Origin of the sequence: Aliirhizobium cellulosilyticum, assembly GCF_014198105.1 — a bacterium.
In the GTDB taxonomy this organism is placed as follows: domain Bacteria; phylum Pseudomonadota; class Alphaproteobacteria; order Rhizobiales; family Rhizobiaceae; genus Neorhizobium; species Neorhizobium cellulosilyticum.
Map to the genome: position 1 here is coordinate 40165 of NZ_JACIGW010000005.1, position 23640 is coordinate 63804.

A 23640-nucleotide genomic window follows, 5' to 3' on the forward strand; every position below is an offset into this window, starting at 1 on the left:
GCCTGCCGTAACTGTGATGTAAAGACTGTCCTCCCTATCCTCCTGATAGTTTCCGCTCCCTGTCGTTCTGTTTTAATTTTTGGACCCGGCCAGTACCTTAAATTTTCCGCCATCAAATCTGGCTGCTTGGCTTTCCTGTAAAGAAAACGACAAAAGCGGATCAAAGCCGACCGTCCGACGACATGAAAGCCGATTGCGCCTGCGGAAAAGCCCGCGTCACTTCAGGCGGCGCTCGCCGCTACTGCGTCACTCGCCGCCACCGGGCCCGGCACGTGCTCACAGCGCATGGTACCGTTTTCCGCCCTTGCCTTTCCGGTTGCGTCGTGGTTCATACGTGTCGTCAAGATTGCAGCCATTCGACAATCATGACCGTAATTTTCTGGGTGAAGCACAACACCAATATCGAGCGGTTGATCGCCGGCACCGAAAGCAAGATCGGCTCAAACGGGCAATCTGCCCGAAGAGGCGATTCATGCCTGATGGCAGCGCACGGAGATCGGGAATTGCGCTGACCGAGAAGCAGAGGATCGCCTGGCTGAGGCTGATCCGCTCAGACAATGTCGGCCCGGCCACTTTCCGGCAATTGATCAACCATTGCGGCTCTGCAGAAAATGCACTCGCCATGCTGCCGGAACTTTCTCGGCGAGGCGGCGCCACGCGCTCGTTACGTATTTCCAGCATCGAGGATGCCGAGCGGGAGCTTGAAGTCGCCAGCAGACATGGGGCTTGCTTTGTCGGCATCGGAGAGCCGGATTATCCGCCCGCGCTCAGGCATATAGATGGCGCTCCACCGCTCGTCGCCATCAAGGGCGACCTGACAAGCGCCACACGTCCGTCTGTCGGCATCGTCGGCTCGCGCAACGCTTCGGTCGTCGGCGCCAAGTTTGCGGCGATGATCGCCAGGCGCTGCGGCCAGAACGGTTATGTTATCACTTCGGGGCTGGCGCGCGGGATCGATACCGCCGCACACCGGGCCAGCGTCGAGACCGGCACGATCGCAGTGCTTGCGGGCGGGCTTGACCGCCCCTATCCGCCCGAAAATCTCGGGCTTCTCGATGAGATCACCAAAGGTGGAGGTCTCGCGATCAGCGAAATGCCGTTCGGCTGGGAGCCGAGAGCACGGGATTTTCCTCGCCGTAACCGGCTGATCGCCGGCATTTCGCTTGGCGTCGTCGTGGTCGAGGCGGCGGAAAAATCCGGCTCGCTGATTACCGCCCGGATGGCCGGTGATTTCGGCCGGATCGTATTTGCCGTGCCAGGCTCCCCGCTCGATCCGCGCTGCCACGGAACCAACGCCCTGCTGAAGCAGGGTGCGGTTGTGACCACCGGACCGGAAGATGTGCTGGAAGCTCTCGCCCCGTTATCGCAACTCGATCTTTTCGAGCCGCCTATGATCGAGGAGCCGGATGCGCAGACAGGCGCCATCGTGCCGCCGGATGACGATGACCGGTATGCGATCATCTCAGCTCTCGGCCCCACACCTGCTGAAATAGATGACATCATCCGCCACACGGGTCTTCCCGCGTCGTCCGTCTATCTCGTACTGCTAGAACTCGATCTGGCCGGACGTCTATACCGCCATCCCGGAGGATCCGTTTCCATCGCGCTTCCCGGCTGAGCGCGGCCGGCGGCCGGACTTGATATCACCGGCTTCGACATAGGCCATCTCGATGAGATAGCAGAGCATGTCTGCCCCTTCGGAGAAAGCGACCTGCCGCAGCTCGCCAAGCATCTGGCATATATATGCAACGTTATCGACAGAATGCCCCTCGCGGAGCCCACCCATGTGAATCGACATGCCCCACCCCACCAGAAGTTTCAGTGAATTTTTATTCACTATAAGAAACTTTATGGACTTTATTTGAAATATTCATGATTGCAAGTCCGATTAAAGCATCCACCGATTGCATCCTTCGAAATGTGCTAATTTCACTTAAGCCCTTGACCGCGGGACAAACGCCCTCCATGTCGGGAAGCAAATCTCCGCCTGGACCGAATGCGGTGCCGGGCCCTGCTCTATTACAGAGAACCGAAAATGAATGTTGTCGTTGTAGAATCTCCCGCCAAAGCCAAGACGATCAATAAGTATCTGGGCTCGGGTTATAAGGTTCTCGCATCCTTTGGCCACGTCCGCGATCTTCCCGCGAAAGACGGCTCCGTGCTTCCCGATCAGGATTTCGAAATGTCCTGGGAGGTCGACAGCGCGTCGCAGAAACGCATGAAGGACATCGCCGATGCCGTAAAAGGCTCCGACGGCCTGTTTCTTGCGACCGACCCGGATCGCGAAGGTGAAGCCATTTCCTGGCACGTTCTCGATCTCCTGAAGAAGAAGAAGGTGCTCGGCGACAAGCCGGTAAAGCGTGTCGTCTTCAACGCCATCACCAAAAAGGCCGTGCTCGACGCGATGGCCGCTCCGCGCGATATCGACGTGCCGCTGGTCGACGCCTATCTGGCCCGCCGTGCACTCGACTATCTCGTCGGCTTCAACCTGTCGCCGGTCCTGTGGCGCAAGCTGCCGGGCGCACGGTCCGCCGGCCGTGTGCAATCCGTGGCGCTGCGCCTTGTCTGCGATCGCGAAAACGAGATCGAGCGTTTCGTTTCGGAAGAATACTGGAACCTCTCGGCTCTCCTGAAGACACCGCGCGGCGATGAGTTCGAGGCCAAGCTTGTGTCTGCCGATGGCAAGCGCCTGGCACCACGCGCAGTCAAGACGGGCGATGATGCCAACCGGCTGAAGACCCTGCTCGAAGGCGCAAGCTTTGTGGTCGACAGTGTCGAGGCGAAGCCCGTAAAGCGCAATCCCGGCCCGCCTTTCACCACTTCGAGCCTGCAGCAGGCAGCTTCGTCGAATATCGGCTTCAACGCATCGCGTACCATGCAGGTGGCGCAGAAGCTTTATGAAGGCATCGATATCGGCGGCGAGACGGTCGGTCTCATTACCTATATGCGTACCGACGGCGTGCAGATGGCGCCCGAAGCGATCGATGCAGCCCGCGCGGCCATCGTCGATCAGTTCGGCAACCGCTACCTGCCGGAAAAGCCGCGTTTCTACTCCACCAAGGCAAAGAACGCCCAGGAAGCGCACGAAGCCATCCGTCCGACCGATTTCAATCGCACGCCGGATCAGGTGAGGAAATTCCTCGATGCCGATCAGGCACGCCTTTACGAACTGATCTGGAAGCGCGGTATCGCCAGCCAGATGGCCTCCGCTGAAATGGAACGCACGACTGTCGAAATCATTGCCTCGAATGGCGCGGACAAGGCAGGCCTTCGTGCTGTCGGCACCGTCGTTCGCTTCGATGGTTTCTTGAGCGCCTACATGGATCGTCGCGACGAAGACGAAAAGTCGGAGGATGACGACGAGGATGGTCGCCTGCCGGAGATCAATGCACGCGAAAATCTCGCCAAGCAGAAGATCAATTCCAGCCAGCACTTCACCGAGCCGCCGCCGCGTTATTCGGAAGCTTCGCTGATCAAGAAGATGGAAGAGCTCGGCATCGGCCGCCCGTCCACCTATGCCGCGACGCTTAAGACGCTGTCCGACCGCGAATATGTGGTGACCGAAAAGCGCAAGCTGATCCCGCATTCCAAGGGTCGTCTCGTCACAGCCTTCCTCGAGAACTTCTTCACCAAGTATGTGGAATACGATTTCACTGCCGATCTGGAAGAGAAGCTCGACAGGATCTCCGCCGGCGAGCTCGACTGGAAACAGGTCCTGCGCGATTTCTGGCAGGATTTCTTCGCCCAGATCGAAGACACCAAGGAGCTGCGCGTCACCAACGTGCTCGACGCGCTGAACGAAGCACTTGCGCCGCTGGTCTTCCCGAAGCGCGAGGACGGCTCCGACCCGCGTATCTGCCAAGTCTGCGGCACCGGCAACCTGTCGCTCAAGCTCGGAAAATACGGCGCTTTCGTCGGCTGCTCAAACTATCCCGAATGCAATTTCACTCGTCAGCTTTCGTCTGACGGCAATGAAGCTGAAGCATCCGGCCTCAACGAACCCAAGGCGCTCGGGGCAGATCCGCATACCGGCGAAGAACTGACACTGCGCTCGGGCCGTTTCGGGCCTTACATCCAGCGCGGCGAAGGCAAAGAAGCCAAGCGCTCCTCGCTGCCGAAGGGCTGGAGGCCGGAAGACATCGACCATGAAAAGGCGCTGGCGCTGATCAACCTGCCGCGCGACGTGGGTCAGAACCCGGAAACCGGAAAGATGATCTCGGCGGGCCTCGGCCGCTACGGGCCGTTCCTGCTGCATGATGGCACCTATGCCAACCTGGAAAGCATCGAGGACGTATTTTCGATCGGCCTGAACCGCGCTGTCACCGTGCTGGCCGAAAAGGCAGCCAAGGGTCCGGGCGGGCGCGGCCGCGGCACGCCGGCAGCGCTCAAGGAACTCGGAGACCATCCGGATGGCGGCGCAGTCACTGTTCGTGACGGGAAATACGGCCCTTACGTCAACTGGGGCAAGGTCAACGCGACACTGCCCAAGGGCATGGACCCGCAGTCGGTGACGATGGAACAGGCCATGGCGCTGATCATCGAAAAGGGTGGCAAGGCCTCTTCCGGAAAGGCCAAGGCAAAGCCGAAGAAGGCTGCTGCCAAGGCTGACGGCGAGACCAAGAAGGCGGCACCGAAGAAGGCGGCGGCCAAGAAGGCGCCGGCGAAGAAGACTGCTGCGAAAACAAAGAAGACGGATACGTGAGCGAAGAGCAGGACGACGACATCAGATCGCACCGGCAGCGGAAGCGGGCGGAGAGAGCCGAACGCGGCATGACCTCTGGTTCGGGGGCGACCGGTTCCAAGGGAAAACCTGCGATCATTCAGGGCGCCATCCCGCCGCGCGAAGTCCTGCTCGAATTCATCTCCGACAATCCGGACAAGGCCTCCAAGCGCGAGATTGCCAAGGCTTTCGGGCTGAAGGGAGAAACGCGCGTCGAGTTGAAGGACCTGCTTCGCCAGCTGGAAGACGAGGGTCTGGTCAACAAGAGCCGCAAATCCCTGTCGCGTCCCGGCGCCCTGCCCCCGGTCACGGTTCTCGACATCACCACCCGCGACAAGGATGGAGAATTGATCGGCCGTCCGGCGGAATGGCCGGAAGACCAGGGTGCGGCACCGGCCGTGCTGATCCGTCAGTCGTCGGAACAACGCGGCAAGGGTAAGGCCCCTGCCGCCGGCCTCAACGACCGAATTCTCGCAAAGATCTTCCCGAACAAGGATCGCACCGGTCCCGCCTATACGGCACGCGTCATCAAGGTGATCGACAAACGTCGCGGCGCCACCCTCGGCGTCGTGCACAAACTTGCCGATGGCGAGATCCGCCTCCTGCCGACAGACCGGCGCGGCGAGGAAATGGTGATCGAGCCCGATGGTCTGGGCGATGCCAAGCATGGCGATCTGGTCGAGAGCGAAACCGTACGTTCCGGTCGTTTCGGCCTGCCGCGCGCCCGTGTGCTCTCGGTCGTCGGATCCGTCGCGTCGGAAAAGGCGATCTCGATGATCGCCATCTATTCGCATGGTATCCCCCACATATTCCCGAAGCAGGTCATGGATGAGGCGGAAGAGGCCAAACCGGCCTCGATGTCGAAGCGTGAAGACTGGCGCGATGTGCCGCTCGTCACGATCGATCCGGCCGATGCCAAGGACCATGACGACGCCGTCTATGCCGAGCCGGACACATCTGACGACAATCCGGGTGGCGTGATCGTCACCGTCGCGATCGCCGATGTCTCCTGGTATGTGCGCACTGGCTCGCCGCTCGACCGCGAAGCACTGAAGCGCGGCAACTCAGTCTACTTCCCCGATCGCGTCGTGCCGATGCTACCGGAGCGGATTTCCAACGATCTCTGCTCGCTGCGTGAGGGCGAGGACCGGCCAGCCATGGCCGTTCGCATGGTGTTCTCCAAAGAAGGCCGCAAGGCGGGTCACACCTTCCACCGCATAATGATGAAGAGTGCTGCAAAACTCTCCTACCAGCAGGCACAGGCGGCCATCGACGGCAAGCCGGACGACAAGACCGGGCCGCTGCTCGAGCCAATCCTGAAGCCGCTCTGGGCCGCCTACAAGATCATGAAGATCGGTCGCGACCGCCGCCAGCCGCTCGAACTCGACATGCCGGAGCGTAAGATCCTGCTGAAGTCCGACGGTACAGTCGACCGGGTTTTCGTGCCTGATCGCCTGGATGCGCACAAGCTCATCGAAGAGATGATGATCCAGGCGAATGTCTGTGCCGCCGAAACGCTGGAAAAGAAGCGCCAGGCGCTGATCTACCGCGCCCATGACGGCCCGTCGCTCGCCAAGCAGGAGACGCTGCGCGAGTTTCTGAATACGCTTGGCATCTCCATGGCCAAGGGCGGCAACATGCGCTCCAACTCGTTCAATGGCATCCTTTCGCAAGCGCAAGGCACGCCGCATCAGGTCATGGTCAACGAGATGGTGCTGCGCTCCCAGAGCCAAGCCGTCTACAGCCCGGACAATATCGGGCATTTCGGCCTCAACCTGATGAAATACGCGCATTTCACTTCACCGATCCGCCGTTACGCGGACCTTATCGTGCACCGCGCACTTGTCGGTTCGCTGGGGCTTGGCGAAGGCGGGATTACGCCAGCGGAAGAAGCGCAGCTCGACGATATCGCCGCCGAAATCTCGACATTCGAGCGCCGGGCGATGGCCGCCGAGCGCGACACGATCAACCGGTTGATCGCACATCACCTTGCCACCCGTATAGGCGAGGAATTCGAAGGCCGCATTTCCGGCGTCACCAAGGCGGGCCTGTTCGTCTCGCTGCCCACCTATGGCGCAGACGGTTTCGTGCCTGTCTCGACAATCGGCAACGACTATTACATCTATGACGAGGCGCATCAGGCGCTAACGGGCGAGCGCTCGGGGCTCGGCTACCAGCTGGGCGATACGGTGGACGTGCGTCTGAAGGATGCCATTCCGCTTGCCGGCGCGCTGCAGTTCGAGATGCTGAGCGAAGGCAAGAAGCTTCCGACGGCAATGAGATCCTTCCACAAGGCGGGTCGACGCAACAGGCCGGGCGGCGGACCCAAAAAACCGGGCACACGCCCTCCCCGCGGACGCAGGAGATAACAATGGACGAGCGCGCCGGATCGACCATCCAATATGGCGGCAAAGGCGCGCCCGAACGTCCGCTAGGCCGCTCGATCAAACGCGGCCTTCTCTGCCGCTGCCCGAATTGCGGCGACGGCCGACTGTTCCGCGCCTTCCTCAAGCCGGTCGATCACTGCGCCGTCTGCGGTGAGGATTATACGCCTCAACGCGCCGACGACTTGCCGGCCTATCTCGTCATCGTCGTTGTCGGCCATGTGCTAATGACGGGCTACCTGCTGACCGACATGATCTGGCGCGTCTCCCCCTTCGTTCACATGGCGATCTGGATACCGCTTGCCGTGCTGACCGCAATCGCGACGGTTCAGCCTATCAAGGGCGGGGTCATTGGCCTGCAATGGGCCTACCGGATGCATGGGTTCAGCAAGGAGCCGGAGCACGGCGATCCTTCCGCATGAAGCCGACAGGCGCAGATGTCGCGGAGCCGGATGATCGTTTCGAGGGACCTAATCGCGTCCGCACGCAGGATGCGGCGTGCCTGATCCTTGTTGATCGCTCCGGCGCTCAACCAAAGATCCTGATGGGCCGTCGGGCGTCCAAGCACGTGTTCATGCCGGACGTCTATGTGTTTCCCGGCGGGCGGCGCGACCGCGGCGACCATGCGCTGCCCTTCAACAATGATCTCCACCCGCTGGTGATGGAGAGGCTGCTGGCCCACACATCCAGCCGCATGGGACCGGCACGCGCCAGGGCGCTCGCGCTTGCAGCGCTTCGCGAGTTGCAGGAGGAAACCGGCATACGGCCGGTCAATGCCGATGGCCCCGATCTCGACATGTTACGTTATGTCGCGCGGGCGATAACCCCGCCGGGAGCTGTTCGCCGCTATGACACCCGCTTCTTTCTTGGGTTTTGCGAAGAGACTGTCTTCGACATGTCGCATTTCGGCGATACGGACGAACTTGAAGACTTGCAATGGCTTGACATTGCAGCGGTTTCCAGTCTGAAACTCGCGCGGATCACTCAGACGGTACTGGAGGACGTCAAGGACCTGTTGAAACTCGATCCTTCCGTCCCTTTTGGAAATCCCGTCCCCTTCTATTCGATGCGTCGCGGGCGCTTCGTCCAGACACGACTGTAAGGAAGAATGAATGCCGCAGCCTGCGACCGACGAAAACGGGCATGTCGAGAAAATCCACTGGCCGTCCCTCGTTGCCGCCATTGCGGCCATCAGCGCGGTCGGCATTGCGATCGGGCTCGGACTCCCACTTCTTTCGATAATTCTTGAAAAACGCGGCATCCCCTCGACGCTGATCGGCCTCAACGCGGCCATGGCCGGCGTCGCCTCGATGCTTGCGGCTCCAGTCACGACAAAGCTAGCGCATGACTATGGTGTGGCGCGTACGATGATGTTTGCCGTTGTCGTCGCTTCGATAAGCGGGCTCGGCTTCTATTACGCACAATCCTTCTGGATGTGGTTCCCGCTGCGTTTCGCCTTCCACGGCGCGACGACCACGCTATTCATCCTGTCGGAATTCTGGATCAACGAGGCGGCCCCGCCGCGTCGCCGCGGTCTTGTGCTCGGCATCTATGCCACCGTGCTCGCCGTCGGCTTTGCAGTCGGCCCCCTGCTCTTCTCCGCGCTTGGTAGCGACGGCATCCTTCCCTTCCTGGTGGGCGCCATCATCATCCTACTGGCGCTGATCCCGATCTTTATTGCACGGCACGAGAGCCCGGTCCTCGACACCAAGCCGGATCGCCATTTCTTCCACTACATCTTCCTCGTGCCGACGGCGACCGCCGCCGTGTTCGCCTTCGGCGCGGTTTCGGCCGGCGGGCTTTCGCTGTTCCCTATCTATGCACTACGCGAACAATTGCAGGAATCTCAGGCAGCCGTGCTTCTGACCGTGATGGGCATCGGAAACATGGCATTCCAGATCCCGCTCGGTCTCTATTCCGACAAACTGAAAGACCGCCGCCCGCTGCTCGCCGCAATGGCTGTCCTCGGTGTATTGGGCTCGCTCGCCCTGCCCATGCTCATCCACAACTGGCTACTCATGGCTGTCGTGCTGTTTTTCTGGGGCGGTTGCGTCTCCGGTCTCTATACGGTGGGCTTAGCGCATCTGGGTGCGCGACTCAGCGGAGCGGATCTTGCAGCGGCCAATGCAGCCTTCATTTTCTGTTATGCGGTCGGCACCGTGGTCGGTCCGCAGGGCATCGGGGCCGCCATGGATGTCGTCGGAAACGACGGTTATGCCTGGGCACTGGCCGCATTCTTCGGCTTTTACGTGCTGATTGCCCTGTGTCGTACGCTTTTCCATTCAAAACAGAGTTGACTTTTGGCGCGCGATTTGTAATTTCGCGCCAGATTTAGCCGGGGCGCACGCTGCGCTCGCGACTTCCTATTTTCTAGAGGCAGAACAACCATGGCGAAAGCTACGACCATCAAGATCAAGCTGCTGTCGACGGCTGACACCGGTTTCTTCTACGTCACGACGAAGAACAGCCGTACGTTCACGGACAAGATGACCAAGACCAAGTACGACCCGGTTGCCAAGAAGCACGTTGAATTCAAGGAAACCAAGATCAAGTAAGACTTGATCTTTAGGGTTTGAACAAGGCGCCGACCGCAAGGTCAGGCGCCTTTTCTTTTACCTGCTGATCTGCCGAATAGCGCGACTTAAGCCGAAACGAAAAAACGCCGCATCCCATCAGGAAGCGGCGTTTTGAATTTGGGGGTCGACCAGCCTGCAATAACGGCACGAGGAACCGCATTGGCATGCCTGCCGGTCGACCGACCCCACGACCCAGGAGATGCGGCGGACCTGAGCATCATGGGGTATGGCAGTGCCGCATATGGCACATATTTGTCGTTAGGTTCAAAATTGCGCAAAGGAAAAAGAAAATCAATAGATTCTTAACTGGGAGGAAAAAATGGATTCGCTGTTGGTTAAAATTTGCGCCTCACGGCGTCCAACCACTTAACGCTCGTCAATAGCAGTGAAGTAAAACCAACCTGAAGGCGGGTTGTTTTCTTGGAGGCTACAACCGCCACGGAATTAATTCCGAAGGAAAATGACATTCTGGCCCAACCGCCTACCGAATTACAAACAACTAAACTCGGATATGCTTTTCACCAAATTTCATCCGGGGATTTCAACCCATTGGAAACAGTGAAACTGCGTGCGGCATTTTGCACCGGCTCACTAGGCTCAAGAATTTCCAGATCGCCACAAAACTGTGATTTATTCCGTCTGTAAATCGCCACCACGGCACGGAACCATTGAACGAGATCAACCGCTTACGAAACGACTGTCATTTCTGTCGCCGATTCGTGATCAAGCTGCATTTGCAACGACGCGGTTTCGTCCGTCAGCTTTGGCCTTATAAAGCGCCTGATCGGCCTGCTTCAGCAATTGCTCCGGCGTGTCGGCATCTCCGGTGCTGCAGGAGAGGCCGAAAGATGCCGTCAGCTCGATTGCGGTTCCGGCATTTTTGAGTACGAACGGCGTCTTCTCGATGATGGCGCGCAGACGCTCTGCGACAGCAGCCGATGCTGTTGCATCCGTGTCCGGCATGACAACAACAAATTCTTCACCCCCGTACCGGCAGGCAAGATCTGCTCCTCGAACTGTCGAGCGAATCCGGGAGGCGAACTCGTGCAGCACGTCGTCGCCAGCGTCGTGGCCGTATGTATCGTTCACTGATTTGAACCGATCGATATCCATGAGGCAGATCGACAGAGGGCGCGAACGAGCCGCGGCTCGGTTGAAGAGTATCTTCAGATGATTGTCGAGATATCGACGATTATTCAAACCCGTCAGGGCATCCGTGACGGCGAGCTCGATCGTGTGCTTCACGCTCATCCGCAGGCGATCGTTGTAACGCTTCCGCTTGATTTGGGTGAGCGTACGCGCCAGCAATTCATTCGGGTCGATCGGACGAACGATGTAGTCGTTGACGCCGAGATCGAGCGCGCGAACGATCATGTCCTCGGCACCGGCTTCGGCCGCCAGCAGAATCGGCAGGAAGCGCGTCCGTTCCAGTGAACGTAGCTGAGAGCATAGGCGCAGGGGATCGTAGTCGTCGAAATTGGCATTGACGATGACAAGATCGAAACTGTTTTCCGCGGCTTCGAAGATAGCGGCCTGTGGATCAGACATCGCGACGACGTTGCAAACCGGCTTCAGCGCCTTGGTAATGCGCTCCTGCGAGCTTGCGCGACCGTCGACAAGCAAAATCTGGCCGATATCGTCGCGGCCGTCTGCGCCCCTGAGTATATCCTCGATAACGAGGCTATGGGCCGTGTCGGCCCGAATTCGTAACTCGTCGCTCAGAGCCTTCAGGCGCACGAGGCTGCGAACGCGGGAGATCAGCTGGACGTCATTGACGGGCTTGGTGAGGAAATCGTCGGCACCGGCTTTCAGCCCGCGTACACGGTCGGAGGGCTGGTCGAGGGCAGTCACCATGACGACGGGAATATGAGCCGTCTTGGGATTGGCCTTCAGACGCTCGCATACTTCGAAACCATCGATGCCGGGCATCATGATGTCGAGCAGTATCAAATCCAGTGGGGTGCTTTCGCAGATCGCCAGTGCCTTGTAGCCGTCATCGGCCGTCAGCACGTCGAAATATTCAGCCAGCAGACGCGCTTCGAGAAGCTTCACATTGGCCGAAATGTCATCGACCACCAGTATCCGCGCTGTCATGCCCGTGCTCCCCGCATCATGCGTCGCCGAGGTAAGTCTTGATTGTTTCTATGAATTTCGGCACCGAGATCGGCTTGGAAACATAGGCTTCGCATCCACCCTGGCGAATGCGTTCCTCGTCCCCCTTCATGGCGAAGGCAGTTACGGCGATGACCGGGATGACATGAAGTTCGTCGTCTTCCTTTAGCCACTTAGTGACTTCCAGACCGGAAACTTCGGGGAGCTGGATATCCATCAGGATAAGATCGGGACGATGCTTGCGGGCGAGATCGAGCGCTTCCATGCCGTTTCGGGTCTGGATTGTTTCATAGCCCGACGCCTCAATCAGATCGCGGAAGAGCTTCATGTTCAGCTCGTTGTCTTCAACAATCATGACCCGTTTGGGCATTGCGATCCATTCCTCAAATCGCGCCTTCAAAAGCGTATGTTCGGTATATAAGCTCCAAAATGGTTGATTCCACTGAGCTCAGTTTCGCCAAGACTAGGGCCATTTGGTTGAGAAGAGGTAACTCCCGAACAATGCCGCCGAAAACGACCGAACAGGACGCCAGACGCGTCAACGCTGAAGAGACGGCTGCCGCGGTGCTTGGCTGGATGGCCGGCGAACCGGACATGATGCAGCGTTTTCTTGCGCTGTCCGGCGTGTCACCTGATCAGATACGGTCAGCCATATCAGATCCCGGCTTCCTAGCCGGCATGATCGACTTCGTGATGGGCCATGAACCGACATTGTTGGCATTCTGCGAAGCCACAGGGACCAAGCCAGAGACTGTCATTGCCGCGCATCATCATTATTCCGGTCCCTATATTGGTCCCGGAGACTTCTGAGATGAGCGAAATCCTCGACCTGTCCCATATCAGCCTGAAAGACAGGCCGCTGATCGTCTGCGACGTGGATGACGTGGTGCTGCAATTCTTTGCCCCGTTTGAACACTACCTGAAAAAGGATGGGCTGGAACTGCTGCCGCGTTCATTCAGGCTCACCGGCAATATCGTTACTGTCGGCACGGATGTCGCGGTCGAGGACATGGCGGTCAAACAGTTGATCGGTTCGTTCTTCGAGCAACAGGAAGAGTGGCAGACACCTTTCGATCTCGCGCTCGATACGCTGAATGCGCTTGGCGCCGATGCCGACGTGATGTTCCTTACCGCGATGCCGCCCCGCTACAGCGAGCCACGACGACGCCTGCTCGACCGGCTCGGCTTCGACTTTCCGCTTGTCGCAACGGAAGAACCGAAGGGACCGGTAATGCGACGCATCCATGGCGAACGCGCCCTGCCCTCAGTCTTCATCGACGACATGGCGCACAATCTTCATTCGGTGCGCGACCATGTCGACAACTGCCTTGTCCTGCACATGATGCCGGATTCCCCGCTGCATCTTCTGGCACCGAAGCCGGATGACGGCATTACAAGGGCGCTTGATTGGGCGCAGGCCGGAGATCTCATTCGCGCGCATATAGGCCGTTAATTCGTAACCGAGCAAAGCGGGCGTCCACCGGCAACAAACCATTGCAGACTTGCCTCATCCTCTTGAGTGCCAATCGATTGCGGCTTATCGTGCCGATGTTCAATCTTTGTTCCTGACATGACCTCTTCGGCCGACATAATTTTGGGTTTCTGTCGCGACTGCCTTGCCGAGCAGAAGGCGGAGACGCGCCGTTGCCGCAAATGCGGATCGCCCCGGCTTGTCTATCATCGTGAGCTTTACGATCTGACGCTGGCGCATATCGACTGCGACGCTTTTTATGCGACGATCGAAAAACGCGACAATCCGGAGCTTGCCGACAAGCCGGTGATTATCGGCGGCGGCAAGCGCGGTGTCGTATCCACCGCCTGCTACATTGCCCGCATCAGCGGCGTCAGATCGGCAATGCCGATGTTCAAGGCGCTGGAACTCTGCCCCAACGCTGTCGTCATACGCCCCGATATGGAAAAATATGTAGGCGTTGGCCGTCAGGTGCGGCAGCTGATGATGGAGCTTACGCCCCTCGTTCAACCGCTTTCGATCGATGAGGCGTTTCTCGAACTTGCGGGAACCGAACGGCTGCATCGCGATCCGCCGGCACGCATCCTTGCCAAATTCGCAAAGCGCATTGAGAGCGAACTCGGAATTTCGATTTCAATCGGGCTTTCCTATTGCAAGTTCCTCGCCAAGGTCGCTTCCGACCTGCAGAAACCGCGTGGTTTTTCCGTCATCGGCGAGGCAGAAGCGAAGGATTTCCTAGCTCCTCGTCCTGTCACCACCATCTGGGGGGTCGGCAAGGCGTTCAGCGCCACGCTGGAGGCCGATGGCATCCGCACGATCAGCCAGCTGCAGCAGATGGAGGAAGGCGACCTGATGCGCCGCTACGGCTCGATGGGCCAGCGTCTCTACAGGCTTTCCCGCGGGATGGACGAGCGCGAAGTGCATTTGAATGATGCGGCAAAGAGCGTTTCGGCCGAAACGACATTCTTCGAAGACATTTCCCGGCATGATGACCTCGTGCCTGTCCTGCGACGCCTTTCGGAAAAAGTGTCCGCACGCTTGAAGAAGCACGAGATCGCCGGTCATACGGTTGTGCTCAAGATGAAAACGGCCGACTTCAAGAGCCGGACACGCAACAGGCGGCTGGAAGACCCGACACAGCTTGCCGACCGCATCTTCCGCACCGGCCTTTCGCTGATGGAGAAGGAAACGGACGGCACGAAATTCCGCCTGCTCGGGATCGGGGTAACCGATCTTTGCGGTCCGGCACTGGCGGACCCGCCAGATCTCGTCGATCAACAGGCAGGGCGGCGGGCGGCGGCTGAAGCGGCAATGGACAAGCTGCGTGACAAGTTCGGCAAGGCGGCTGTCGAGACTGGTTACACGTTTGGCGACAAGCGTCGTTGAGCCATAAGAAGCGTGTCGGGAATTCATTTCGAAATCGCAGGAACGTGATGAATTGACACGATCCTGCCACTTTTCAGAAAATTTTGATTAAGTTTAACACGCTAAATTGCCGACCATTGTAATGCGTAAGAGGTCTTCATGTTGCGTGGCGTTTTGTTCAGCCTCGGACTCCTGTCCGGGACCATCCTTTCTCAGTCTGCTTTTGCCGACACCGCAACGCTCCAGATCATCGTATCGAAAGACCAGCAGTCGATGACGGTCTATGACGGCGAAAAGGTCGTAACGACCACGAAGGTCTCTACCGGAAAAGCCGGACACACGACGCCGAGCGGAATCTTCTCGATTCTGGAGAAGCGCAAATACCATGAATCGAATATCTATTCGAACGCTCCCATGCCCTTCATGCAGCGCCTCACTTGGTCCGGTATCGCACTTCACGAAGGCAATGTGCCGAACTATCCGGCATCGCATGGCTGCGTTCGCATTCCGACCGGGACCGCCAAGGCGATCTACGACATGACGGAACGCGGCGTGCATGTGGTGATCGCCGATGCACCGGTGAAGCCGGTGAAAATCGAAAACGCCAACCTCTTCATGCCGTTGAAGCGTCTGCCATCGGAACCGCTGTTTCCGAATGCCGATCTGCGACCGACCGCGATGAAAAAGGCCGCCGACGGATCCTACGATGTGGCAATGGCCGACACCGATCCTATGTCGACCGGTTCCTTGCAGGCCGTTGTTCCGGAAGATCCAGCGCCGCTGCGCATACTCATTCATCGTCGTGGCGCACGCGAAACCATGCTCGATATACAAACCCATCTGACGGATCTCGGCTTCGACGCTGGTGTTGCCGACGGGATTGCAGGGCCGATGACCCGTGATGCGATCGCCGCCTATAAGCGGTGGAAGGGTCTTCCGGCCAGCGGCACGATGATCAGCAAGGATTTTCTTGCTGCGCTCTATCATTCGGCCGGAGAAAAAGAGCCGCCGGCAGGTCAGATCCTCGTGCGCCGCAATTTCGAACCGCTGTTCGAGGCGCCTGTTGGCATCAAGCACCCGGAACAGGCTCTCGGCACGTATTTCTTCACAGCCGATCATCTTGAGCGGAATGCAGAGACCGCCGAGTGGCATGCGATCACGTTGAAGAACGAGATGACCGCTGACGAAATGAAAGAGTTCGGCATCGACAAGCCGGCAGATTCAAGCATTCCCAACGCTGCGGCGATGGCACTCGACCGGGTAGACATTCCCAAGGACGTGCGCGAGCGTATCGGCGAACTGATGGCAAACGGCACATCGCTGACCATTACGGACCAGGGTCTTGGTCCGGAAACCGGCAAAGGCACCGACTTCGTAACACTTACGCGCTCCCAGGCCAATATCGCTCAGGCAGGTCTCAACCAGAGCGAACCGAAACCCGCGCGCCGTTCGAAAAAAGAATCATATATCGGCGGTATCGGGCTGTATTGATTGCCAAAATCCGGACCAGCTTGTTTGCCTCGGTCTGAAACATGGTATCGCTTTGAAGCATGGAAGGCGACACCAAAGCTTTCAGCCGAGGCAGGCTAGACGAAAGTCGCAAGTCAAACCGTGCACTACGCCACATTGCGACCACGTTCACTTTCTACCTGAGCGGCATGGAAGTACCCCCGAAACCCGTGTCCCCCATGGGTGACGCTTCCATCAGTGTTGGACGGTTATGTGTTGTTTTTCTTCCATGACCGTCCTCCGGGTGGATGAACGGCATCAAACTATCCATCACAGAATATCGTAAAGCCTGACAATCCAACTTACCTGATAGGCGATTGCGGCAACGACCAGAACCAGCTGGCCTCGTCTGGACCTGATGAACATCGCAATGATCGATATCGCGACAAACGCCGCCTGGCGAATGGGATATTCCATGCCAAGCGAGTGGAAATAGTCTTCACCCTTGGCCATGGTATCGCCGATATCAAGCAGGGCCGCAAAGGCAAGAAGCCCGAAAAACCAGCGTTTTCTTTGTTCGAAATAATCCTCGAAGCCCCTGTAGTCGGTCATCTGGTCGGGAAACAGCAAGGCTGTCAAAGCGGCGAAAATCATCGTGTAGAAGATCAGGAACCCGTAGAGCGGAAATGTCCAGACGGGGACGAACATCAGGTGAAACTCGTACCACCAGAAATGCACGATGGTGATGAGCAGAAAGACGACCCAGCCGAGATGAACCGGATAGACCTTGATCGTTCCCGGGTGCTGGACGAAACGCGTCAGGCCATTGACGAGACGCGCAAGGCTCAGCGCCAGAACCATGCCGATGATGGTGCGCACATGTCCGAAATATTCAGCATGGGTCGGCGGGAGTTCCATGCGATCGCCCTCTGTTTCAGCCGTCCGGCATGATCGTAGCATTCCCTGCGCCGGGCAAGCGGCGAGACGCGATCAGACATCCCTCGACATGAGAGCCCACGGGCACTCACCGGACGGATCGCCGCAGAGCAATCTTGGAAAGGGCATATCTGCTAATTGATTGCTGATCGCCGATCGATATAACCGGCAAAAAACACTTGCCTATTGTTCAGGAAACAGCGCTCCAAAGTACAAGAACGCGATCCTGACTGCCGTGATGGATTGATGAACGGTGTAGCTTTTTTCCTGGGCGTGAATTTCGTCGTTGCGGTTTGCTTCAGCGCGGTCTTCGCCGTTGTTGCCACCCGAAGCCGCTCGCGCCGGGCTGCGCTCTGGCTGGCGGCGGGGTTCGGCGTCGCATCACTGTCTGCGGTCTGCGAGCTTCTGGTCGCTTATACGGACACCCCAAAGATATGGGCAATTGGTGCATTCGCGACGGTTCTGATCGGCATGATGCTGCTGCGGATCGGAATTGGACATCTCTATGGGCGCAGGCTCGACAAGCGTATCGCTGCGTTTTTCGTCAGCGCAAGCATCATCTTGTGTTATGTGATCTATGACATGCCCCGCGGAACGCTGATACAGGCCGTCTCCTATCAGAGCCCGTTCGCAATCGTGCTTCTCGACAGCGCCTTTGTCATCCTCGCCTCCCGCGGGCGGCAGATGATCGATCGCTTTCTCGGAATGCTCACGCTGTTCACCGGCCTGCATTTCTTTGCCAAGGCCGGTCTGGCAGTTCTGGTCGGCGCAGGCTCTGCCGCCAAAGACTACATTCACACCAACTACGCGCTGATCTCACAGAGTGCCACGGCCATCTTGGTGGTGGCCGTGGGACTGACGCTGCTGGCAGCTCTTGTGCTTGAGATCATGGCGGACCAGCGGAGTGAATCGGAAAGGGACACCCTGTCGGCGATCGCCAACAGGCGCGGGTTCAACCGGCAGGTTCAATCCATCCTAAGTGCAGCATCGCATGGCAAACATGCCGTCATTCTCTGCGACCTCGACCATTTCAAGCGCATCAACGACACGTATGGGCATCATGTGGGAGACATGGTGATCCAGAGTTTTGGGCAATTGATGAACGACAGCGCGCCCAAGAGGGCAGCACTCGGCCGCATCGGCGGCGAAGAGTTCGCGATATTCCTGCCCGACACCGATATCAGCGCCGCGGCGCTGTTTGCTCAGGCGCTGCGGGCCGCAACAATGACATTGCCCGATCTGCCCGATGGCCTGATCGTCACCGCGAGTTTCGGCGTATCTCCCGTGACCTCGGCTGCCAGACTGGCCGAGGCCTACCGGCAGGCGGACCAGGCGCTTTATGCGGCGAAGAATGCCGGGCGTAATCAGGTCAAGCTCACGGGCCTCGACGAGGCCGAGGCAAGTGAACAGCATGGAGAAAGCCGTCTCTAGGATCGGCCTCCACGAACGCTCAGCTCTTTCCGGTCAGCCAAAGTAACCGAGCCTGCTACTGGACGAGTTCGACATCCAGCACACCGGGCGCGGCCTTGAGTGCGGCTGCCATTTCCGGCGAGAGCCGATATCTCTGCGTAAGCTCCACCTCGATCTCGCGGCGGCCGTCTTCCTTGATGACAATGAAATAAACCAGGCCTTCGCCACGCATGTTCAGATGGTTGGCGACGGTCTTCAGCGGTCCTGCATCTCGAACAAAGACACGCAGTGCCTTCTGCATACGGATCGACTGTTCTTCCAGCGACTGAGCCGTCTGGATGCGCAGGCCGATGCCTTCCGGCCGCTCGTCGGCCTGGACGGTGATGACCAGCGACCTGCCGGGTTCGAGCAGGTCTCGGTATTGCGCCAATGCCTCGGAAAACAGCACCGCTTCGAACTGGCCGGATGAGTCCGAAAAAGTGATGATGCCCATCTTGTTGCCGGTCTTGGTCTTGCGCTCCTGCCGACCTGTCACCGTACCGGCCAGACGCCCGGCGGTCGCTCCTTGGCGGACAGAGGCAGCAAAATCGGCAAAGGTCTGCACCCTTAGTTTCGACAGGACGTCCTTGTAGGTATCGAGCGGGTGGGCCGACAGATAGAAGCCGAGAACCTGATATTCGCGCATCAGCATTTCCGACGGCATCCACGGATTGAATGTCGGCAGGATCAGTTTTTCGGGGCCACTGCTGGAGCCGGAACCGAAGAAATCGGACTGGCCTGAGACCTTCTCTTCCTGCGCGCGCTGCGCATAACCGATGATCCGGTCGAGACCGGCGATCAACTGGGCTCGGTCATGGCCGAAGCAATCGAAAGCACCAGCGGAAATCAGGCTTTCCAGAACGCGGCGGTTGATCTGCTTGGGGTCGATCCGCATGCAGAAATCCTCGATGCCGGCGAAAGGCTTGTCGCCGCGAACTTCCGTGATGTGCTCGACAGCCGATTCACCGACGCCTTTGATGGCGGCGAGTGCATAATAAATCTTCGCCTCGCCCGTCTCGAAATGGCGGAACGAGGTCTGAACCGACGGCGGGAAAACCTTGATACCGAGACGGCCGGCATCCTCGCGAAAATCGTTGAGCTTTTCGGAGTTGGCCATATCGTAGGTCATGGTCGCGGCGAGGAACTCGACCGGATAATGCGCCTTCATATAGGCCGTTTGGTAAGAGACGATAGCGTAGGCTGCGGCGTGAGACTTGTTGAAGCCGTAGTTGGCGAACTTGGCGAGCAGTTCGAAAATGTTCTTCGCCTGCGGCTTCGATACGCCGTTCTTGACGGCGCCATCGACAAAGCGCTCGCTCTGCTTGTCCATCTCCTCCTTGATCTTCTTACCCATGGCGCGGCGCAGAAGATCGGCCTCGCCGAGCGAATAACCCGACAGGACCTGGGCGATCTGCATGACCTGTTCCTGGTAGACGATAACGCCCTGGGTCTCCTTCAGCAGGTAGTCGATCGACGGATGAACCGATTCGACCTCCTCCTCGCCATGCTTGCGGGCATTGTAGGTCGGGATGTTTTCCATCGGACCCGGACGATAGAGCGCCACAAGCGCGATAATGTCTTCGATACAGTCGGGCTTCATGCCGATCAGCGCTTTGCGCATGCCGGCACTTTCCACCTGGAACACGCCGACGGTTTCGCCGCGCGACAGCATTTCATAGGTCAGCTTGTCGTCGAGCGGTATTTTGGCCAGATCGACATGGATGTCGCGCTTGCGGCAGAAATCGACCGCCGTCTTCAACACGGTCAGCGTCTTCAGGCCGAGGAAGTCGAATTTGACCAGACCGGCCTGCTCGACCCATTTCATGTTGAACTGGGTGACCGGCATGTCCGAGCGCGGGTCTCGATACATCGGCACCAGTTTCGACAGCGGGCGATCGCCGATGACGATACCGGCGGCGTGGGTCGAGGCGTGACGGTACAGGCCTTCGATCTTCTGGGCGATATCGAGAAGACGGCCGACGACCGGCTCCTTGTCCACCTCTTCCTGGAATTTCGGCTCTTCCTCGATTGCCTTGGAGAGCGGTGTCGGGTTGGCCGGATTGTTCGGCACCAGCTTGCAGATGCGGTCGACCTGGCCATAGGGCATTTCCAGCACGCGGCCGACGTCGCGCAATGCCGCGCGCGCCTGCAGCGAACCGAAGGTAATGATCTGCGCCACCTGCTCTCGGCCATATTTCTGCTGCACGTAGCGGATCACCTCTTCGCGGCGATCCTGGCAGAAGTCGATGTCGAAGTCGGGCATCGAGACCCGTTCCGGATTGAGGAAGCGTTCGAACAGAAGCGAGAAGCGCAGCGGATCAACGTCGGTGATGGTGAGCGCGTAAGCGACGAGCGATCCTGCACCGGAACCACGGCCCGGACCGACCGGGATATTGTGCTGCTTCGCCCATTTGATGAAGTCGGCAACGATAAGGAAGTATCCCGGAAACTTCATCCGTTCGATGATCGACAGTTCGAAATCGAGACGTTCGCGATAATCCTTCTCGGTGAAACCGGCACTCAGCCCAAGTTCTTCAAGCCGATGATCCAGCCCCTCGACCGCCTGGCGGCGAAGCTCGGCGGCTTCCTTGCGTTCGTCCTCCTCCGGATGATCACTGACGCCGGTGAAACGCGGCAGGATGGGATTGCGTGTCTTCAGGATGAAGGAGCAGCGGCGGGCGATCTCGACGGTGTTTTCCAGCGCTTCGGGCAGGTCAGCGAAAAGCTTCGCCATTTCGGCGCGGCTTTTCAGGTAATGATCCGGTGTGAGGCGAAAGCGGCTGTCGTCGGAAACGATCGCGCCATGGGCAACCGCCATCAGCGCATCATGGGCATCGTAATCAGCCTTGGAGGGAAAAAAGGCCTCGTTGGTCGCGACCAACGGGATATCGTGCTCATAGGCGAGATCGACCATGCGATGCTCATGGCGGCGATCATAATTGCCGTGTCGCTGCAGTTCGAGATAGAGCCTGTCGCCAAACAGGGTTTTGAGGCGCAACAGTCTTTCGACAGCCAGTCCCGCATGCCCTTCCTTGAGCGCCCGATCCACCGGGCCGGAAGCGGCACCGGTCAATGCGATCAGACCTGCAGTGCCAAGCTCATCCAGCCAGGAGGCGCAAATATGGGTTTCGCTTACCCCTTCGCCGCCGAGATAGGCCCGGCTGACGAGATCGACCAGCCGTTCATAGCCTTCGGCATTGGCGGCGAGGAGAACGATGGCGGGCAGCTTGGCGAGCTGGTTGCCGCGACGATCCTCTTCCTGGTCCTGCATGTCGATCGACAGCTGGCATCCAATGATCGGCTGCAGACCGTCTCCCGTCGCCTTTTGGGCGAATTCAAGTGCAACAAACAGATTGTTGGTATCGGTGATGGCGATCGCGGGTTGATTGTCCGCGACGGCCTTGCCGAGGACCTTCTTGAGCGGAAGCGCACCTTCGAGCAGCGAGTAGGCCGAATGCAGGCGCAGATGGACGAATTGCGGGGTCTCCCCGAGGATTTCGTCTGCCGATCCTGTCTTTGCCTGTTCCGCCATGTCTATCGCCGTACCTGTGATTCAATCGCTCTATTTTCAAGCGCACGACGGCTCAAGTCCAGTTTTGAATTCACCGGTCAACGGTTTTCGGCAGCGAACTCCAGAGGCGGCAGCGCCCGGTGCGGGCGCCGAAGCAAGGTTACATGGCAATCATCAACATCGACAGCGTGGCGACGAAGGTTGCGATGGACGCGAAAGCGGCAATATCACGAAGAAGGTCAGTCATCGTTGTCTCCCGTGTTCGTTATGTTTTTAATTTGTTCTCTTTTTGTACGGGAGTCAATAACAGAACAAAAAGGAAACGAATTTTGCGCCATATCCCCGCCCCGATAGTAAACACTTTCCTAAAGCGGACAGACTTGAAGGCGGATTTCGCCCTCGGTACCTGGGCTTTTTTGTTTCGGTAGGGGCACGTCGGGTGCCTCGAATTGAATTTTTTTCTATGTGACGCTCGGCGTGTCCCGTTCGGTGTGTTTTTCGGCGCAACTCCGGTCCGTCAGCGGCGGTTGGGCGTCCGGCAGGATTGTGCGACACACGCACGCCTTATTCAGGGGCCGGCCATTTCTGCGCAGCCCGTCTGATCTGCATGCATAAGGGCGGGTCACCCGGTCACTGGTTCCGCCTCGCCTGTTATGCGGACCGGTGTAGCCGAAGCGGCACGGGGCATTGTAGGCACGGGCTTTGAGTGCGGGATGGAAGATTGATAAATGGTTGGGATTGTTGGAGCGGGAGGGAGAAACGTCCCCGGGCGTGAATAGCCCCTCTCTCGCAATTTCTGAAACCTAGTCTTTGGCTAAGATTTCGACATTGCTTTCTCTCCCGCAAGGGGAGGGAAACAATCGCGGCGCTAAACAAATCAACGTCTTAGCCAAAAGGCTAAGTGCTAAACTTCTTAAGGAGAGGCAAGGTCTCCGAGCCGTTACTACCTCACAGTTGATAGCAGGAGCCAAGCAATCCTCAGAACTCCACCACTTTGCCGGCTTCCAGCGTCACACGACGGTCCATACGGGCGGCGAGTTCGTGGTTGTGGGTGGCGATCAGGGCAGCAAGGCCGGACTGGCGCACCAGGGCTTCCAGCGCGTCGAAGACGTAAGATGCGGTTTTCGGGTCGAGATTGCCGGTCGGTTCGTCGGCCAGAAGCACGCGGGGCGCATTGGCGACCGCGCGGGCGATCGCGACACGCTGCTGCTCGCCGCCGGAGAGTTCCGCCGGGCGATGTTCGGCGCGATGGCCGATGCGCATGTAATCTAGAAGCTGTGCTGCCCTCTCCTTCGCCTCGGCCTTGGACAGGCCGCCGATCAGCTGCGGCATCATGATATTCTCGATCGCCGAGAATTCCGGCAGGAGATGGTGGAACTGGTAGACGAAGCCGATTTCCGAGCGACGGATGGCGGTGCGCTGGTCGTCCGGCAAATCGTTGCAGGAGCGGCCACCGACAAAGACTTCGCCACTATCTGGATGTTCGAGCAGGCCTGCCAGGTGAAGGAGCGTCGACTTGCCTGTACCCGAAGGCGCTACGAGTGCGACGATCTCGCCGGTTCTCAGCTCGAAATCGGCGCCTTTCAGAATAGAAAGCGTCGTTTCTCCCTGGCCATAATGACGTTCGACATTTGCAAGCTTCAATACGGATTTACGCGGTGCCATGA

17 protein-coding genes are annotated in these 23640 nt (G+C 58.6%); 12 read left to right on the forward strand and 5 right to left on the reverse strand.

Features of this window, described 5'->3' with window-relative positions; translation table 11 throughout:
• The first annotated feature begins 472 nt into the window (after positions 1-472).
• The 7 genes from dprA to rpmG all read left to right on the forward strand — a co-directional run bounded on the left by dprA (position 473) and on the right by rpmG (position 9659).
• The gene (gene dprA, locus GGE33_RS19550) at positions 473-1618 is read left to right on the forward strand and encodes a DNA-processing protein DprA (RefSeq protein WP_183826892.1); all 1146 of its coding nucleotides are present in this window, start codon (positions 473-475) and stop codon (positions 1616-1618) included.
• Between the two features lie 417 nt (positions 1619-2035).
• Positions 2036-4702: a type I DNA topoisomerase gene (topA, locus tag GGE33_RS19555; RefSeq protein ID WP_183826895.1), complete on the forward strand. Its 2667-nt coding sequence runs from the start codon at positions 2036-2038 to the stop codon at positions 4700-4702.
• Between the two features lie 68 nt (positions 4703-4770).
• Complete coding sequence (gene rnr / locus GGE33_RS19560) at positions 4771-7089, forward strand: ribonuclease R (protein WP_183827481.1); 2319 nt, start codon at positions 4771-4773, stop codon at positions 7087-7089.
• A gap of 2 nt (positions 7090-7091) precedes the next feature.
• Entirely contained in the window at positions 7092-7526 is a 435-nt protein-coding gene (locus GGE33_RS19565; protein WP_183826898.1) for a DUF983 domain-containing protein, read from the forward strand.
• Positions 7523-8206 (forward strand): NUDIX hydrolase, encoded by a 684-nt coding sequence (locus GGE33_RS19570; protein WP_148147989.1) that lies wholly within the window; start codon positions 7523-7525, stop codon positions 8204-8206. The genes GGE33_RS19565 and GGE33_RS19570 overlap by 4 nt, the downstream gene beginning before the upstream one ends.
• Positions 8207-8216: 10 nt before the next feature.
• Positions 8217-9401, forward strand: a complete 1185-nt coding sequence (locus GGE33_RS19575; RefSeq protein WP_148147988.1) for an MFS transporter — start codon at positions 8217-8219, stop codon at positions 9399-9401.
• A gap of 90 nt (positions 9402-9491) precedes the next feature.
• Entirely contained in the window at positions 9492-9659 is a 168-nt protein-coding gene (gene rpmG, locus GGE33_RS19580) for a 50S ribosomal protein L33 (RefSeq protein ID WP_112457312.1), read from the forward strand.
• Positions 9660-10403: 744 nt separating this feature from the next.
• Here rpmG and GGE33_RS19585 read toward each other — a convergent pair.
• Both GGE33_RS19585 and GGE33_RS19590 read right to left on the reverse strand, forming a co-directional pair.
• Positions 10404-11774: a PleD family two-component system response regulator gene (locus tag GGE33_RS19585; RefSeq protein WP_183826901.1), complete on the reverse strand. Its 1371-nt coding sequence runs from the start codon at positions 11772-11774 to the stop codon at positions 10404-10406.
• Between the two features lie 16 nt (positions 11775-11790).
• Entirely contained in the window at positions 11791-12162 is a 372-nt protein-coding gene (locus tag GGE33_RS19590) for a response regulator (protein ID WP_093003064.1), read from the reverse strand.
• Positions 12163-12293: 131 nt separating this feature from the next.
• On the opposite strand from GGE33_RS19590, the gene GGE33_RS19595 reads away from it, so the two are divergent.
• The 4 genes from GGE33_RS19595 to GGE33_RS19610 all read left to right on the forward strand — a co-directional run bounded on the left by GGE33_RS19595 (position 12294) and on the right by GGE33_RS19610 (position 16119).
• Positions 12294-12602, forward strand: coding sequence for a DUF3572 domain-containing protein (locus tag GGE33_RS19595; protein WP_148147986.1), 309 nt, complete (start codon positions 12294-12296; stop codon positions 12600-12602).
• Position 12603: 1 nt separating this feature from the next.
• Entirely contained in the window at positions 12604-13245 is a 642-nt protein-coding gene (locus tag GGE33_RS19600; protein ID WP_148147985.1) for a hypothetical protein, read from the forward strand.
• Positions 13246-13362: 117 nt separating this feature from the next.
• Positions 13363-14649: a DNA polymerase IV gene (locus tag GGE33_RS19605; protein ID WP_183826904.1), complete on the forward strand. Its 1287-nt coding sequence runs from the start codon at positions 13363-13365 to the stop codon at positions 14647-14649.
• A gap of 138 nt (positions 14650-14787) precedes the next feature.
• Positions 14788-16119: a L,D-transpeptidase family protein gene (locus tag GGE33_RS19610; protein ID WP_183826908.1), complete on the forward strand. Its 1332-nt coding sequence runs from the start codon at positions 14788-14790 to the stop codon at positions 16117-16119.
• 288 nt (positions 16120-16407) lie between these two features.
• Here the strand turns inward: GGE33_RS19610 and GGE33_RS19615 are convergent, their stop codons facing one another.
• Complete coding sequence (locus tag GGE33_RS19615) at positions 16408-16995, reverse strand: hypothetical protein (RefSeq protein ID WP_148147982.1); 588 nt, start codon at positions 16993-16995, stop codon at positions 16408-16410.
• Positions 16996-17259: 264 nt separating this feature from the next.
• Between GGE33_RS19615 and GGE33_RS19620 the strand changes: the two genes are divergently transcribed.
• Positions 17260-18444, forward strand: coding sequence for a GGDEF domain-containing protein (locus GGE33_RS19620; protein ID WP_183826911.1), 1185 nt, complete (start codon positions 17260-17262; stop codon positions 18442-18444).
• 55 nt (positions 18445-18499) lie between these two features.
• Here the strand turns inward: GGE33_RS19620 and dnaE are convergent, their stop codons facing one another.
• Positions 18500-21994: a DNA polymerase III subunit alpha gene (dnaE, locus tag GGE33_RS19625; RefSeq protein WP_183826914.1), complete on the reverse strand. Its 3495-nt coding sequence runs from the start codon at positions 21992-21994 to the stop codon at positions 18500-18502.
• Between the two features lie 957 nt (positions 21995-22951).
• Complete coding sequence (locus tag GGE33_RS19630; RefSeq protein WP_148147979.1) at positions 22952-23638, reverse strand: ABC transporter ATP-binding protein; 687 nt, start codon at positions 23636-23638, stop codon at positions 22952-22954.
• Positions 23639-23640: the final 2 nt, after the last annotated feature.